The organism is Prochlorococcus sp. MIT2304 (assembly GCF_059772405.1).
This window is the reverse complement of the sequence record NZ_CM186286.1, coordinates 1,447,847-1,462,873: the sequence shown is the minus strand read 5'-3', so window position 1 is coordinate 1,462,873 and position 15,027 is coordinate 1,447,847. Positions and strand designations below refer to the sequence as shown.

26 protein-coding genes are annotated in these 15,027 nt (G+C 31.6%); 9 read left to right on the top strand and 17 right to left on the bottom strand.

What is annotated here, in order from left to right; genetic code table 11:
- The first annotated feature begins 508 nt into the window (after nt 1–508).
- On the top strand, nt 509–679 hold the full coding sequence (locus AC6EIY_RS08410; RefSeq protein ID WP_498506485.1) for a hypothetical protein: 171 nt from the start codon (nt 509–511) through the stop codon (nt 677–679).
- 81 nt (nt 680–760) lie between these two features.
- On the opposite strand, the gene AC6EIY_RS08405 is transcribed toward AC6EIY_RS08410, so the two are convergent.
- Nucleotides 761–868 (bottom strand): high light inducible protein, encoded by a 108-nt coding sequence (locus AC6EIY_RS08405; RefSeq protein ID WP_498490915.1) that lies wholly within the window; start codon nt 866–868, stop codon nt 761–763.
- A 510-nt stretch (nt 869–1,378) separates the two neighbouring features.
- On the opposite strand from AC6EIY_RS08405, the gene AC6EIY_RS08400 reads away from it, so the two are divergent.
- A complete protein-coding gene (locus tag AC6EIY_RS08400; protein ID WP_498506484.1) occupies nt 1,379–1,735 on the top strand; it encodes a DUF2237 family protein in 357 nt (118 codons plus the stop codon).
- Between the two features lie 228 nt (nt 1,736–1,963).
- Nucleotides 1,964–2,266 carry a DUF8638 family protein gene (locus AC6EIY_RS08395; RefSeq protein WP_498506483.1) on the top strand — a complete coding sequence of 101 codons (303 nt, stop codon included), beginning with the start codon at nt 1,964–1,966 and terminating at the stop codon, nt 2,264–2,266.
- A 60-nt stretch (nt 2,267–2,326) separates the two neighbouring features.
- Here AC6EIY_RS08395 and AC6EIY_RS08390 read toward each other — a convergent pair whose 3' ends face one another.
- The 3 genes from AC6EIY_RS08390 to AC6EIY_RS08380 form a co-directional block, all read right to left on the bottom strand.
- The gene (locus AC6EIY_RS08390; RefSeq protein ID WP_498506482.1) at nt 2,327–2,602 is read right to left on the bottom strand and encodes a hypothetical protein; all 276 of its coding nucleotides are present in this window, start codon (nt 2,600–2,602) and stop codon (nt 2,327–2,329) included.
- 154 nt (nt 2,603–2,756) lie between these two features.
- On the bottom strand, nt 2,757–3,866 hold the full coding sequence (locus tag AC6EIY_RS08385) for an NAD(P)-binding protein (RefSeq protein WP_498506481.1): 1,110 nt from the start codon (nt 3,864–3,866) through the stop codon (nt 2,757–2,759).
- Complete coding sequence (locus tag AC6EIY_RS08380) at nt 3,863–4,261, bottom strand: hypothetical protein (RefSeq protein ID WP_498506480.1); 399 nt, start codon at nt 4,259–4,261, stop codon at nt 3,863–3,865. Before AC6EIY_RS08380 ends, AC6EIY_RS08385 begins: the two co-directional genes overlap by 4 nt.
- Nucleotides 4,262–5,280: 1,019 nt before the next feature.
- Between AC6EIY_RS08380 and AC6EIY_RS08375 the strand changes: the two genes are divergently transcribed.
- Entirely contained in the window at nt 5,281–5,493 is a 213-nt protein-coding gene (locus AC6EIY_RS08375; protein WP_498506479.1) for a hypothetical protein, read from the top strand.
- 196 nt (nt 5,494–5,689) lie between these two features.
- Here AC6EIY_RS08375 and AC6EIY_RS08370 read toward each other — a convergent pair whose 3' ends face one another.
- On the bottom strand, nt 5,690–5,998 hold the full coding sequence (locus AC6EIY_RS08370; protein WP_498506478.1) for a hypothetical protein: 309 nt from the start codon (nt 5,996–5,998) through the stop codon (nt 5,690–5,692).
- Nucleotides 5,999–6,313: 315 nt separating this feature from the next.
- Here AC6EIY_RS08370 and AC6EIY_RS08365 point away from each other — a divergent pair, with 315 nt between their 5' ends.
- The 4 genes from AC6EIY_RS08365 to AC6EIY_RS08350 all read left to right on the top strand — a co-directional run bounded on the left by AC6EIY_RS08365 (nt 6,314) and on the right by AC6EIY_RS08350 (nt 8,308).
- Nucleotides 6,314–6,838, top strand: a complete 525-nt coding sequence (locus tag AC6EIY_RS08365) for a hypothetical protein (RefSeq protein ID WP_498506477.1) — start codon at nt 6,314–6,316, stop codon at nt 6,836–6,838.
- A 343-nt stretch (nt 6,839–7,181) separates the two neighbouring features.
- Nucleotides 7,182–7,517, top strand: a complete 336-nt coding sequence (locus AC6EIY_RS08360; protein WP_498506476.1) for a hypothetical protein — start codon at nt 7,182–7,184, stop codon at nt 7,515–7,517.
- Nucleotides 7,518–7,761: 244 nt separating this feature from the next.
- Entirely contained in the window at nt 7,762–7,908 is a 147-nt protein-coding gene (locus AC6EIY_RS08355) for a hypothetical protein (protein WP_498506475.1), read from the top strand.
- Nucleotides 7,909–8,098: 190 nt separating this feature from the next.
- Nucleotides 8,099–8,308, top strand: a complete 210-nt coding sequence (locus AC6EIY_RS08350) for a hypothetical protein (protein WP_498506474.1) — start codon at nt 8,099–8,101, stop codon at nt 8,306–8,308.
- A 403-nt stretch (nt 8,309–8,711) separates the two neighbouring features.
- Here AC6EIY_RS08350 and AC6EIY_RS08345 read toward each other — a convergent pair whose 3' ends face one another.
- The 12 genes from AC6EIY_RS08345 to AC6EIY_RS08290 all read right to left on the bottom strand — a co-directional run bounded on the left by AC6EIY_RS08345 (nt 8,712) and on the right by AC6EIY_RS08290 (nt 13,358).
- The gene (locus tag AC6EIY_RS08345; protein WP_498506473.1) at nt 8,712–9,803 is read right to left on the bottom strand and encodes a hypothetical protein; all 1,092 of its coding nucleotides are present in this window, start codon (nt 9,801–9,803) and stop codon (nt 8,712–8,714) included.
- Between the two features lie 875 nt (nt 9,804–10,678).
- Nucleotides 10,679–10,843 carry a hypothetical protein gene (locus tag AC6EIY_RS08340; RefSeq protein WP_498506472.1) on the bottom strand — a complete coding sequence of 55 codons (165 nt, stop codon included), beginning with the start codon at nt 10,841–10,843 and terminating at the stop codon, nt 10,679–10,681.
- A gap of 40 nt (nt 10,844–10,883) precedes the next feature.
- Nucleotides 10,884–11,060, bottom strand: coding sequence for a hypothetical protein (locus AC6EIY_RS08335; protein ID WP_498506471.1), 177 nt, complete (start codon nt 11,058–11,060; stop codon nt 10,884–10,886).
- A 5-nt stretch (nt 11,061–11,065) separates the two neighbouring features.
- Entirely contained in the window at nt 11,066–11,272 is a 207-nt protein-coding gene (locus AC6EIY_RS08330; RefSeq protein ID WP_498506470.1) for a hypothetical protein, read from the bottom strand.
- Nucleotides 11,273–11,413: a hypothetical protein gene (locus AC6EIY_RS08325; RefSeq protein ID WP_498506469.1), complete on the bottom strand. Its 141-nt coding sequence runs from the start codon at nt 11,411–11,413 to the stop codon at nt 11,273–11,275. It lies immediately after the preceding gene.
- On the bottom strand, nt 11,410–11,583 hold the full coding sequence (locus tag AC6EIY_RS08320; protein WP_498506468.1) for a hypothetical protein: 174 nt from the start codon (nt 11,581–11,583) through the stop codon (nt 11,410–11,412). Before AC6EIY_RS08320 ends, AC6EIY_RS08325 begins: the two co-directional genes overlap by 4 nt.
- 131 nt (nt 11,584–11,714) lie before the next feature.
- On the bottom strand, nt 11,715–11,774 hold the full coding sequence (locus AC6EIY_RS08315) for a hypothetical protein (protein WP_498508193.1): 60 nt from the start codon (nt 11,772–11,774) through the stop codon (nt 11,715–11,717).
- Nucleotides 11,775–11,802: 28 nt separating this feature from the next.
- On the bottom strand, nt 11,803–11,862 hold the full coding sequence (locus tag AC6EIY_RS08310) for a hypothetical protein (RefSeq protein WP_498508191.1): 60 nt from the start codon (nt 11,860–11,862) through the stop codon (nt 11,803–11,805).
- A 201-nt stretch (nt 11,863–12,063) separates the two neighbouring features.
- A complete protein-coding gene (locus AC6EIY_RS08305; RefSeq protein ID WP_498506448.1) occupies nt 12,064–12,201 on the bottom strand; it encodes a hypothetical protein in 138 nt (45 codons plus the stop codon).
- Nucleotides 12,202–12,205: 4 nt separating this feature from the next.
- Entirely contained in the window at nt 12,206–12,379 is a 174-nt protein-coding gene (locus tag AC6EIY_RS08300; RefSeq protein WP_498506447.1) for a hypothetical protein, read from the bottom strand.
- Between the two features lie 371 nt (nt 12,380–12,750).
- Entirely contained in the window at nt 12,751–12,978 is a 228-nt protein-coding gene (locus AC6EIY_RS08295; RefSeq protein ID WP_498506467.1) for a hypothetical protein, read from the bottom strand.
- Nucleotides 12,979–13,157: 179 nt separating this feature from the next.
- Nucleotides 13,158–13,358 carry a DUF8673 family protein gene (locus AC6EIY_RS08290; protein WP_498506466.1) on the bottom strand — a complete coding sequence of 67 codons (201 nt, stop codon included), beginning with the start codon at nt 13,356–13,358 and terminating at the stop codon, nt 13,158–13,160.
- A 168-nt stretch (nt 13,359–13,526) separates the two neighbouring features.
- On the opposite strand from AC6EIY_RS08290, the gene AC6EIY_RS08285 reads away from it, so the two are divergent.
- Nucleotides 13,527–15,026, top strand: coding sequence for an FAD-binding domain-containing protein (locus AC6EIY_RS08285; protein WP_498506465.1), 1,500 nt, complete (start codon nt 13,527–13,529; stop codon nt 15,024–15,026).
- Nucleotide 15,027: the final 1 nt, after the last annotated feature.

Here is a 15,027-nt window from a genome sequence, read left to right as displayed (position 1 = left end):
AGTAAAAAGTCTTGAGCCTATTCAAAGATCATTTCAAGATAGATCTTGAGAAAAAATTGATTAATAAAAAAGCCAGGCACTTAGTACCTGGCAAGTTAATTAATAGATAAATGGTAACTATATAAATCTATTAATAATAAAACCCTTCAAGGCAGGAGAAACAGAACTGACAAATCTTCTCATTTCCATTAACTCATGACCGATTGGTAGATGCGACAATGGATCACCTCCTTAAATAAACATAAATAAAGAATAGCCAAAAAATGCTGTATGTCGGTAAATTCGGTTACATTTTTCTGAAAAACGAAAATTACTTGTGAAATCAGTCACCTCATCTTTGTGGATCGGTTAGAAACTGCTTCAGTTATGACTTGGAAAGATAATGATAAATAATCCAAATACATTATGAGTTCACAAGGACGAAAAATAAATAAATAAAGTAGAAATAGTCTCCTTTGACGCGTTGAGAAGAATAAGTCGCTAAAACATTAATCCTATCTCTACTCAGATGAGTCAACTAATCTTTGGCGGTTTGCTATCCACTCCCGCTCCCACAGCACCTATTATTGGTATAGCTTTCATTGCTTTGTTCGCAATCGTTGGTGTGATGGTTGGTCCTGATTATGACGGTATGAATGCCCCTGCATTAGATACCTCAAAAAAGTCGGATAAAAACTGATTGCTATTTTAATTGCTTTCAATAATCAAAAAATTTTTTCAGTTAATAGGTTAATTTTATCTATTAACTGATTTTTTTTAGTTAAAAAATTCCTGGAATTATCTGACCAGTAGTTGCGTAAGCCCCTATACCCGCGACTATGCCCAACATAGCCATCAATCCATTAAAACGTTCTGCGCCTGAGTTCATGAGACTTACTTAAAAAGTAACCTTAACCAAAGCAACAAGCTAATTGAGAGCGGAATACCGAACGGACGTACCTGTAAAAAGCATTAAAAGGTCTAAAGGAAATTTAATTTGACAAAGTTGTAGAGGCAATTCCTGAAGTAATTAAAAGTACACTTTGTAAAATCAAAAGAATAGATAAAATTTCCAAGAAGAGTGATTCGTCGACAATACAACTGTACTACAAAAGAAAAGTATAGCAAGTCTCAACGGTTAGATAGCAAAAGATAAAAAAATTTTAAATTCAGGATCAAGCATCTCTTTGATTCAAATAAAAGTTGTGCAAAATCAATCTATTGATAAATTTTGAATTTGCAGCACAACTCACAGAATACTTACGAAAAAATTCATCCATTTTAATTTGACTTTATTTGAATGCCTCCGAAAAATTGACATAAAAATGAAAATTAGAAATATTCAGAAGTAAATACCTATATTACAGATACCATAAATAACTACAAGGAACAACAAGTCATGTCGCAGAGAAATGTTTTAGGTACTGAACTCAAATCTTGTAGTTGCAGTCCTATGACAGGATGGTATCGAGATGGGACATGTAGAACAGATTTATCTGATAGAGGAATGCATACGGTCTGTGCTGTGATGACTGAACGATTTCTTACATATAGCAAAGCTCAGGGAAATGATCTTTCTTCGCCTCAAGTAGGATTTCCAGGTTTAAAAGAAGGCGATCGCTGGTGTCTTTGTGCTCCTCGATGGAAGGAAGCATTTGACGATGGGATGGCTCCTTTGGTTGATCTTGAAGCAACAGAAGAAAGTACACTACAAATAATCAAAATAGAAACCTTAAAACAATTTTCATATAATTGACTGGCAAAAACATTTTCAAAGAGATTTTTGCCTAATTAATTAACCTAAAAAAATTATTCTTCAATATCTTCAAAAATAGTAGGTAGAGCCTAAAAACTTTAAATATTAGTTTTAGATCAAAAAAAGATACTAAGGCTCAATAGAAATACAAATTAATTATAAATTTGAACCAACCCAACTTGCACTATATATATTTCAAGCTAAAAAGAACAAAATAGATAATGTATCATGTTAAGCACATCTTCTCGTCTTCGCATACAAGAAATTTTAAATAGACTTGCTACGGGCGATCAAGTCACTCTTAAAGAAAGAATTTATATCAATAAATATGCGGCAAAGAATCAAAATGTATCTAATTGGCTTAAAAAAGCCTCACTTATCCAACGAAACAAACATCTATCTAATCCAATAGATAAATTACTTAATGGACTAGATCTATGTTCAGAAGAACCTCATTCAACATACGATCCAAGACATGATGATCTAGGAGAATGGTTCTCGGGAGCACCTTCATGGGTTAGAAGAAGCTGAGGCTATCATTCAAATAAAAAGACCAACTTGGATCGATGCTTAAATCTTTAGGTGAAGAGATCAAGCAACTTCTTCTTCTTTTACATTCTTTTCGAGCTTTAATAAATCTATAACATTAGAACTGATCGGTTTAAAGTCCTCCTCCTTAGCAGAAGAAATAGAATCCTTCATCAAAAGTTTTACAAGTGCAGTCATTGAAGACGTGAGCAACTTTAAGCTCTCAAAAATATTTCCCAACTCTTGCGTAATCTCCTCTTGATGCTTTCCTTTACTCATTAATGTTGAGAAAGTCCAACCAGCAAGACCTAGAAAAAGCAGAAAAACGACCGTAATCATAGTAAAAATCAAGACAAATCATATATATCTACTACTCATAAATAAAGCAAGTCAGAAATCATATATTTCAAGAAAATATGATTATTTTAAAAATCATGAGGAATAATTTCGAAATTATCGAATCATGAATAAAAAGGCTTTAAAGAAAACAGATTCAGTTAATCAATTTAGCCAATCTGATTGCACTCTTCATTGCTGTCTCTAATCCTGAAGAACTATTCAAATCAAACCAATCCCCACAAAAACCAATTTTACTTATTTGGGACCATTGTAACTGCTTAGGAAGTAGGGGATTAAGAGGTTGAGAAGCTCTCCAATCCATTTTATCAATAAGTCTTGCCTGTAAAAATAAATCTAAAAATTTTGGATGATTCTCAAAAACTGATCTCAATAAATTAAAAACACTCTCAGTATTAATATCTATTAGTCTATTAATATAGAAGCAGTGCAAAGCAAAAATCATAGAACCATCAGATTGCCTTTGAAAAATAATTCTTTCAAAATTTAAATTATCCATAATCACTTTTGAAAAGCTTAAATGTAAATATTGATTATTAAAGTTTTGAACTACTGCACAATTGGAAATATGGAAAATATAAATCTTTCGACTTATATAATTTTGTTTTCTTATTTCTCGTAATACAGAATCAACGACCTCGTCTTCACCTGGGATAAAAGCATCCCTCAGTGGTACAGAATTAATCTGTAAAATATCTAAGCACCTGGGATGTGCAATTAAAGAACTTGATAGAATAAGAGTTTTAGATTTGATAAACATTTCTTTATCAACTTCTATCTCCCATAAATTATTAATGCGTTTAATTGATTTAGTAAGTGTTTGAAATAAAAAATTTATTTTTTTAGGGCTAATAGATTGATTTAGTATTTCCTGAGAAAAATTTATCATAAAAGGTAAACTCCTATAGTATCGATAATTATTAGATTCATTCCTTATCTCACCAAATTCATTGATCATTAAAATATCATTTGATATGTCTACCAATTTTCTTGAAGTTATTAATGGTGCAATTAATTTAAGTATATCTCGTGGAATTTGTTTGCTAAAAATAATAGATGGTAACCCATGGTCAAATTCAAGAATTTGGTTTCTTCTAGATTTTCTTGTTGTAGCTCTCCCACCAATTCTCCTGCCATGTTCAATTAATAATATTGAAGCATCAGAAAATCTGTTATTTAAAAATGAAGCAAACGTACAAGCAGAAATACCTGCGCCTATAACTATAAAATCATAAACTTTATTCATGAATTTGGCAGGTATAAGTCACGATTACTGGCAATCTCTCCTTCTTCTTGAAAGAAATCTCTTAAATTAGTTTCTTCACTCTCACTTAAATAATTTCCACAATCTTTTCGAATTCTCTCTACGGTAAATTCCCATAGATCTTCAATAAATTTATCATCATCAGGAAAAGCTACAAATTTTAAGTAAGTATTATTTAATGCAAACTCACTTGAAGATTCTGCAGAAAAGCCCTTTTCCTTTGCTTCGCAAAACTTACTAGCAAATCTCTTACCTACAGAATTTTGAGCTGCTGTCAAATCAAACTCTATCGCTTGTAGAGATGATACTTGTAAGAAGTTAATGCAAAAAAATCCAATAGTTATTAATATAAATAATTTTTTTTTAGTTATATTCATAAATTGCTTCTATAAAGCCAGAAAAAGCTTAAAAAAATTCAATAGGTAATGTTATTTTCAAATCAATAACATTTCAGTTAGATTATATAGAAAAAAACAACAATGTGTCGGAAATTGTTTTAAATCAATAAACAATTAGTTTCCCTGAGTAATCATATAAATCTCTTCCACAAGCAGCTAGAAATACAGTTGATACTTTTTGTCATGAATCGAACGAAGGAGTAGCTTAGGGTAGTTATTAATACATAGATTAACTATATTAAATTAATGTTTCTACTGATACTTCTCTCAGCTTACCGGAATCATAAGTTATCTAAGAAAATTTTTTTACTCTCCCAGATCATTCGATAGTATACAAACCAATTTTTTACAAATATTCTCAAAAAGTAGAGGTACGAAAAGCATTTAATTAAATTAACTCCATCGCAAATATTATTTGTTTAAAGTTGAAGAGATTAGTGCAAATGATTAAAGCATTACTACTTTTTTTAGTCTTATATCCTCTTCTAAAAAGTCGATTACTATGATGTTAGAGATATCACAGGCGTAAACAAAGGTACTGGAACAATATTAAGGCTGTCAGACTCCTATTTTAAACGTCTACCTATTAAGAGAAATTGCTCTAATTAATTTTTTCAATTCTACCCTAACAAAGATAATGAGAGAGCTTTGACTTCATCACTCTTAATCTAGACTAAATCTAAAGAATGTTGTGGAGATTAATATCCCAGATTCAACCCATGTCGACAGAGTCTATAAATGTTCTAAGCAGAGATGCAGTCACCAATCACTTGAACTATTAGTTAGGGTCACTGCATATAAAAGGAGGAAGTCTATATTATAATTTGCTAGATTTCTCTGAATCTACTGAGAAAAATAAACTCTTTATTAAAATAACAGCTTTTGTGTAAATCAATAAATAGATCCTTTCTCAATCTTAAATGACCCAATCGTTTTACACTATAAGCTTGTTGCATTAGATTGATGATCCATTGCTGAGGAAAGTAAAAGTTCTAAAAATGAATATCAATTCCATTTTCCTTATTCTTATATTAATAGCTGTTTATTTAAATCTATATTTAACTTTAAATACAAAAAGGCAAAAGAAAAAAACAAAACTACCCATATCCTCGAAAGAGTGGAGAGAAAAAGTAGAGGATGAAAATTTTAAATCTTGGCTTTCCAATCGAGAGAGATTAAGAGATAAAAGAAAAGGAAATAGTAATCACTGATTTTATTAATTCTGAACAGTTCATTAAAACAAAATTTCCAAAGCGAACATAGTCCATTTTCTTCTCTTATGGTAATCTTAAAAAGAATAATCTTTACGCATTTATATTAATCAAGTAATTAAATGAAAGTTAACTAATTACATCAAGGAGTTATAAATTATTATTCAATTGTAACTATGTTAATTTAATCCTCACGTTAACTAGATGTTCCTGTAAAACAAAACCCATTCTTAATACAAAAATCATAGGCAAATAATTTTAACGATTCAGGCATCTCCTGCCATTGCATTTCCTCAAGTTTGTTTAATTGATCTAAACTTACACTCTCTTTAACTGCATATTCCTCCATCATATTGCCCCAGCTGGAAGAGAAGTTATCTAGATAAAACGCTTTCTGGTTCTGGTTAAAAAAATCAATTATGTCTTCTTTGGTAACTACTTCTCTGGATAGTTTCTTGTAATATTCAAACTCTGAGGACCAATCTGGCGTTAAGTTTTCAGACATCAGTTAAACTACTTATTACATCATTATAATTTATTGCGTTCATAATATTAATTGGAATGACCAAATGAACATAATGATTTAAGTGCAAAATATTTGATAGCTCGTTCTGTGATCTCCAATTCATGTTCTCCAAGAATTAGCCATAAAGACTTTGCTAGTGTTTTTGCGATTCATTTTAACGAGTAAGTCTCAAATGCAAACAGATTTCATAATTGTTGGAATGCTATTAACTGGCCAGAGTAGATGTTTTTATCTTAATTGAATAAATTTATATCTATTACAATACTAAAACCTATTGTTGATTACTCTATGCAAATGAAGAGCTTAGATGGATGCCGATTGACAATTGGCTCTTACCCACCATTTCTCTATAATGCTTATGGTGGTGGAGGTAAAGCGACATTATTTCCTAGCAAAAAAAATAATCTTCTTAATGTAAACTTCTCATCTAAAACATTTTTAATCCCTCCTCTTACTTCAAGAACAACAAAATTTCTATCTCTCCCATTACCACCAGGTTTAAAGATCGAAATGTCTATGGATCATCTAGCAGGAACTATTGATAAGAACTCTGGAGAAGTATTATTAAAATTTGAATCCCAATTTCTTTTTAGCATTGGAGCTATCATTGAATTTCCTGGGTTAATAGTTAACACCTTACTAAAAACAGGAAAAGTAAAAAGTCAATTACATGAAGGAGAAGGTCAAGTTCTTCAAAACAATGGCAAAACAAAGCTAGTAGGTATTTGCATAATCCCTAAAACTGGACATAAAATCTTAGATACCTTCCTAGGTCTTCCTAATGAAGCACTAGCAGAACTACAATGCGAAATAAAATAATACATACAACAAGCTAATAATCAAAAAGAGAATTATAAGTTTAATATCAAAACAAATGTAGCTATAAAAAAGTCAGTAAAGCAATCAATTCTATGGTTAATCTATCCTGGAACATTTACAATCTTGATTGAATTTGTTAAAAATTATCTAGTTAAACTAGAATCAATGTGTCATTATCAATCGGCGTATCACCAATTTCACGATGGTCCAAAAATTTTAGGCTATCTCAATCTAATAGCAGAATACTTATAAAGTAAAGCTGCTTTGAAGATCATATATTGCTACACCAAATGAAACCAATTAGTACATCCTCTAATCCAATACACATACGATTTAATAACGAATGACTCCTGATCTGCTAATCATTCCTTCTTCAAAATCAAAAAAGAAAAAGTTAACAGAGAATAAAGTTCCTAAATGGACTATCTTTTCTCTGTGTTTTATAACAACTCTAGTAGTCGTTAGCCTAATCAAAGCGTATCTTCCATTGCTTGTTTCTGCGCTTGCAATGCTTTTTGTCTGGAGTCAAATGACCAAACCAGTAGCAGAGATAAAAACTAAAGCTACAAATGATGACAGCAACCAATTAAACCTCTTCCATAGGCAATATAAAATTGGCAGAAAATATTCTAAGGTGAAAAAAGTATTACATGAAAAAGAAGATCCAAAAGTTGCATAATTTTAATTGCTTTAAATAAAAAATTAAAACATTTGAGATAAGTAAGCTGAAAGCAATACTATCTATAAATCAGAGCTACAATGGGATACTCACAAGAGTTGTTGTTGATTGTTTTAGACTTGACTAGATATATAGACATGTGAGAATCGATTCATATATTCAAATGTGTCAGACTCCATGGTTACTATTTTCTGTTTACTATGCCTGCAAATCATCATCATGACAGCTACTAGGATTTAACTAAATGAAAAATCTTGTAAAAGCAAGTATTGAACTAACAGAATCACAACTACTTGCCATAAAAGATCGAATTAAAACCTGGAACACAAAAGAAAAAATAATAGAAATAATGAGATATAGATATGGTCGTATAGAAGATCAAACTGCATGAAAAGCTCCTTAATCAACTTAGTACTCACTATAGGTATCTTGTTTCAGGAAAATCGATATCAATCGAGTGACCACAAAATAATTAAATCTTTTAGACCTACATAACATATAAGGAAAACAGCAAATTAGTCGTAGCCCACTTGCAATCATTGACTAATTGAGTAAAGCTTTATTTGTCTTTATCAATACTAATGTCTTTTGAGTTATACATCTTAGTTATTCCATTCTGCGTTATTCCAGTATTTCTAGTTTCACTCGATTACTTTAACAAAAGTGCTAAGCTCAAGCGTAGAAATTTGAATGTAATTGACTTTGATAAATTCGTAAAGCGTAAAGAAGAGGGAGATGCTGTAGATCATGATATTGCGAAACTATTAGATATTGATACATATGCTGCATAAATTTTGATTATAGTTTGATTCTTACTAGCTTCAAAACATACAAAATTTTTAAACACTCATTCAACTTCACTCTAAAATCTTCACTAATACCTAATTAATTGTATCCATCAAGTCTTTAAGCTCGGATTATTCAAACGGTCATAGAATTATCTATTAGTTCTTCAATATTTTATACGTACAACTTTTGTTCTTTAAATTATTTAGAGAAGTTTAACCTATGTTGTAAAAATAAATTCATTTACAAGTTGAGATGAAAACACTAATGAGAAAAATCAAGAAGAGCCTTTCCAAAAAATCCTTTATTGAAAAGTTTAGCAATTCGTAGATGTTTTAGATTTTCATAGTGGATTATAATTTTCACTTAACCAAAATATTTAGCTTAATTGAAGTTTGTTCAAATAAGTTAAAAGTGAAAAACCAAGCGAGTATCAACTGTTGCACGACAGTTTTCGGCATTGCCATCTTCGCAATTAATTATACCTTGATTAGATCCTTTAAAATCCCTAAGCATGAACGTTGCAGTTAGTGGAGTTTTGAAAGGACTCAAACTAATTCCCACCCCAGCATATTGTCCAGCATATTCGGTAAAAAAAGAGACTTTTTTATTTAAAGCTATTCCAAAAGAAAATATTGGTTCATACTTACCTAAATTTACCCAATTTGTTTCAATTTCCTCCGCTGATTTATATCTTCCATTACCAAATCCTGCATTTAGGTTCAGTAACGAAGAGGATTCACTATTTAAATGCTTACCTAAATCCCACGCTTTAGAGTATAAAAATAAGTAAGATCTACCTAGATCTGCCTGTACAATTTCTCCCACTTCAGGGTGCTTATTGTTCGGCCCACCTTTTCCGTAGGGATTGTAGAGATTATTTCCAATTATCGATAATCCCTGCGAAGAAGTTAAATTGGTTTTTAGTTGGAATCCAATAGCTTGACCAGCATCACTCCAAGTCCCATCAGAACGATTTCCTAAAAAACTTTCCTGCTGAGAGTAGTTAAGACCCAATGAGAAATATTTTGTGTTAATCGGTGTAGCTTCAAAGAAAAATTGACTGTCGGCACAAGATTTCCAAAATTCGTCCCAGGTACAATCATCCTTTGCGACTCTATTAGTTGGATTGCCCAGCAACTGGCCAGTTACTGTATAAGTAAATGTTTTTGAATGTTTAAAGGATGAAGGTATCCAAAAACTCATTTCAGGATACAAGTTTCCTTTATAGATTAAATTACGTGATACAGATCTAAATTTATTTTCTAAAGTAATATCTTTCAAATTTTCACTATTCTCTAATAGCTGATTACTTTCTTTATTAAAAATATAGTCTTCACCTTTAAAATCATTTTTCGTTTCAATCTTATCCCATATTATTATGTGTTCATATTTCCCTTCATTTGTTTCTATTTTTTGCCATTGAGGGGAATCTGCTATATCTAAATTTTCTAAAAATATATTATTTTGTCTCTTTTCTTCCCATTCTTCTGAGTTCAACTTTTGTATTGGTAAAAATTGAATAAATATAAATATAATAAATTTAATATCAAAAGTTAAATTTATTATTGTTTTTAAATACTGGTTTTGCATTTCATCCAGACTTTACAATCGTAATCTAATAGATATTTTATATTTTTCAAGATAATAGAGGTACTTTGATAAAGAATTCAAATATAATATATTTTTGCTTTGATTGATTAATTATTTCTTCAAATAATCAACTATCAACTACACACCTATAGTTATTCAAAATCAATAATTTTAAATATATAAGAAATCTAGAAAATCAACTGATCGAGTGCTATTTGATATTAATTAATTTAAAAATTAGAAAATATTAGTTACTATAGCTATTTCACACTCGAAGAAATTGAATTTGGTTAAGCCACTTTAGTGTTTTCTAAAATTTCTTAGCTCTTTTCAGTCATTCAGAAACAACTTATTGTAAAATAAGCCTCCTTTTCTGAGATATAAATGAAAATAAAACTCTCTTTACTGGAATAATTGAGCTAGTTAACAAAACATATCCTATAACATCTAAACAATGACTAAGTATCACTTATAGTCTAAGCCTTAGAAATAATATAAAAAAAAATGATAAGTTTTTTTTTAATCCGTACTTGTAGGCATATATCCTATCCTTTTCATTAAAAAAGAAGTATATATGTATTGATTGATTCTAGTCATCAAATCCAATCCCTCGTTTAACAAGTAGGAAAGAAGTCAGAACACAAAATTAGCGCACAAGAAGCTAAAAGTTTCTTATCAGAGATAAAGCGGCTCACCAAAAAAGACAAGACAAATATGTCTCCATTGATTGTAATAATAATGTCTTATATCAACAAGCTTATAAGAAGTTGAATGGACTTGAATTAATCATCTCGAACTTTCTTCAACCAATAGGGAATAAAAGTCTTTTCCTTTTTCGCTGAATCATATAAATAATCAGACGTACTCTCTAATAAAGCTGCAAGGGTTATTCGAACACTTGGAAAAGTAAGACCACAAAGAATAGCAATCAAAAAGATTATCTTCATTGCATGAGTCCCTATGCGCTTGGTTGTTTCATTACCAGAATCACCGCTTACCAGCCCAGCTATATAGTAACCAAACTATAAACCCAACCATAAAAACAGGCATAAAGCTATCAATAAAAATATAGGCTGAATAAACGATTACGGGAAATAAGATGACACGCTTAATATTGAGACGTCTACCTCTTGATGTTCTTCTCCATAATCTTAAAAGAGGCATATATACTATTCCTTTTTAGGAGATAATTTATTGATTTTAGCTTGTTGAATTTTTAGTTTTTCTCTTTCTGTCTTAGCAGCTCCATAAGTAGTTCTGACGCTATAAAATATAAAAATTGCGTTAATAGCTCCAACTAAAATAATTCCAACAATAATTGTATTAATGCCCTCAGGTGAACTCAAATATTCCAAAAGAGCATCTTGATTAAACATCTAGTGAACAATCAATCTTTCTAGGAGTAGAGCTAAAAATACTCCTTTAAAAAAGACAAGCCAAAGTAATCCATAATCCGTCAAACCAAGCTTCTTTTGATACCAAACAATTAGCTGCTTGTGCATATCTATAAGTTTCATTCTTCTACCTCAATAATTTCATAATAGGGACGGTCCCCATAATCCGCATCAGAACAACAAACATCGGAATATATTTCTTCTAATAAATCGTAAGCCTCATCATAACTGCTAAATGATCGGTCAGTAATATCATCAGATTCTTTGTCATGCCTAACGATTTTATAAATCATGACGAGGTTGATTAGCTTGATATAAGAGTCCCGAATAAACCTGCAAAAGCAGAAAGAGTAAAGAACGAAACAATTCCTATTACAATAACTTTAGATATGTGTTTCATCTGATTTGCAAGTCCTTACCTAGTTTAATCAATAAATCGATAATGCTTACGGACCGCTTTATATACATCCCATCTAAAGTCCATCCCTGCGGGGAAGACAACTGAATCACTTTCACCAAAACTTCACAGATTCTCCTCCCTCAGGCGTTACCGTTACTTCACCCTCAACCAATAAACAAGTCTCTTCTTCGTCATTTATCCAATACAAAGAGCACTCTAAACACGACTAAAGTTGACATTAACTATGCTTAATACATCATCAAAAATCATCAATCGCTGGCTTACACAATAGAAAAGAAATATAGATAAAGCTAACAAAAGGGAGACTTAAATTTATGGAGAGATATTAATCCTCAGATCCTAAGAAAAACAACTACTGACTACTCAAACAAGAATCAAAGTCAATTTCTAGTTGAGTCCAATGGCTTTGTTCTGAACTTATCCCCCACAATTCGCCTCTTTCAGAGGCTTCTAAAATAGACTCATAAAATTCTGGAATATGCTTTGACATTCTTTTAGTTAATTGTAGAAGCAGAAATTGTCTCTTCACAATCGGTATCTCCTGGTTCACAGACAACTTCAGCTTTATCAGAGTGTGAGCTGCAACCCATTGCCATAACTGGTGAAACATTGAGTACTGTGTGTAGAGTAGTTGCCGAAAAAAGAAGATAAGGAATGAATTTTTTCATGGCCAGCTTTAGGATTTCATTTATGATCTATCAGCTGATTACCAACTGTGAGGTTTCAATGTTCGGTTAACTTCTTAAATCTAATAGGAATAGAAACTATTTATAAATAAACAATTCCTAATAAAAGGAACTTATAAAATATGAGTTACTGGTTTTAGCATAACTCTCATCTGTTGATAGACATAGAAATCAATGAACATGAGTCAATTCCAATTCACTGATGAACAATTTTTAGCGATCAGAGAAATCTGGAGAGATATCAATTATCAATGCAAACTGCTGCAAGATCAAACTGTTTGTCCTGATAGCGAGATAGTCAAAATGATTGACTCTGCGAACAGTTATTGGGAAAACAAGAGTTAAAAAACTAATTATGCACTCAATTTTTTCCAGATCACTTCAGATTCTTTGATTAAGTCAATAGCCTCTTCTCTTCCAAGTATCTTTTGTGCATCGTTCATTAGCTGTATGTATCTAAGCCTTAGTTCTTGTTTATTCATGAGCTGCATTTGTATTTCATGCAGAGATTTCTCACTCAATGCAACATTATGTCTATTAGGTGCATGCGAAAAATTTAAAGAGGCGTTGTGGTGACTCATTAGAATAAACCTGATTAATTCTTGGCGAGGGAGGGAAATTGCTATGCAGAACAATTTCCCTAGCTCTAGTTGGGTTTCAAAAAGCGCTTTGCAAAACCTTTTAAAAACACTTGCAGGTGATTGACTGACCTACGCAACTTATTCAATATTTTGGCTAGGCAACTTAGCTATTGAGCTGGTTAACCATTACGGTTTTCCTTATTAAAGGTTGGTACTTTAAATAATGCAGCTTTCAGTGCTTCAGGGTAAACGTTTAATGATGATGTCCACTCACAAAATTCCTGGCTGACTGCATAACTATCTTCATACCTCTGTGAATTATCGAGGTAATTTACTCTCTGCGAAGCCCATACAATGATGAGTCGTTGACTAATATCCATTGGTTAACCTTATCCAAGCCAATAAAGCACCGTGGTTATTACTTGTTAAAACAATATGAAAAGAACACTCAAAGGAAAGCTTTTTATTCATTATTACTCACGACTAAATCACCTTTTAGGTAAAGTTGAACGTAAGCTTTAGTTCACTGTTTTATTTATAAATATATTGTGGATACGATAAATATAGTTTGGTTTAAAAAGGATCTAAGGATATACGATAATGAAGCACTAAATGAAGCTCTTAAAACTGGGAATGTAATACCAATCTTTGTTATTGAGCCAGATCTCTGGAAGCTTCCTGATCACTCTTCAAGACAATGGGAATTTGTACGGGAATGTTTAATTGATTTGAACAACTCATTAAATGAAATTGGTTTGAGATTAACTATAAGAGTTGGGAACATTCAAAATGTAATTAAAGAGTTTACGAAAAGGTTTCATGTTAAAGGTATTTATAGTCATGAAGAAACCGGCAATGAATGGACATTTAGACGTGATCAAGATCTAAGACTGTTTACAAAAAACGAAAACATAAATTGGTATGAATACAGACAATTTGGTGTTTTTAGAGGTCTCAAAACACGTAAAAATTGGTCCCAAAAATGGGAACAACATATATCACAGGAACTCATCAATAAACCCAGAAAAGTAAATTACTTTATTGATATTCCAAGTCATAATTTACCCTCATCTAAAAGTTTAAAGTTAAAATTAGATAAATGTTGTTATCGAATTCAAGGAGGAAGAAAGCAAGGGCTTAATAAACTGCATGAGTTTCTGAAATACAAAATAGATAATTATCAATATTCTCTTTCAAGTCCTTTAAAAGCATTCGATGGATGTTCTCGCTTATCGCCTTACTTAACTTGGGGTTGTCTATCAATTAGAGAGGTAGTCCAGACAATTAGAAAAACCAAGAAAAGAGGATCCAAAGCAATTGACTCAAGATTACATTGGCATTGCCATTTTATTCAAAAGCTTGAATCAGAGCCTGAATTAGAAAATCGTGAGTACCACCCAGACATGAGAGGGATCAGAAAGTCAAATCAAATTTTTTTAAGAGCATGGAGTCAAGGCCTAACTGGGATACCTTTCATAGATGCATGCATGAGATCCCTAAATAGTCATGGGTGGATTAATTTCAGAATGAGAGCAATGCTTATGTCATTTGCTAGCTACCAACTATGGCTTCCATGGCAGGAGAGTGGCCTATGCCTAGCACGCAAATTTATTGACTACGAGCCAGGAATTCACTGGACACAATGCCAGATGCAATCGGGTACGACATCGATTAATACCATTAGAATCTATAACCCAATTAAACAAGGATATGATCATGACCCAGAGGGAATGTTTATTCGAACTTGGGTAAAAGAATTACAATACCTTCCAAGCAAATTCATCCATGAACCATGGAAAATTGATCTATTTCGTCAAAATGATTCATCATCCGTTCTTGGAAAAAATTATCCATTACCTATTGTAGATCCAATTATTAGTACAAAGAAAGCACGAGCAAAGCTAAAAGAGATAAGGAATAAACCAGGCTTTTTTGACATCGCAAATAACATCCTTCAGAAACATGGTTCCAGAAAAAGAAGAAAGTCAAAATTAAAAAAGAACCAAAATAATCCCGTTCTACACAATCAATTAACCCTCAAGCTTTAAA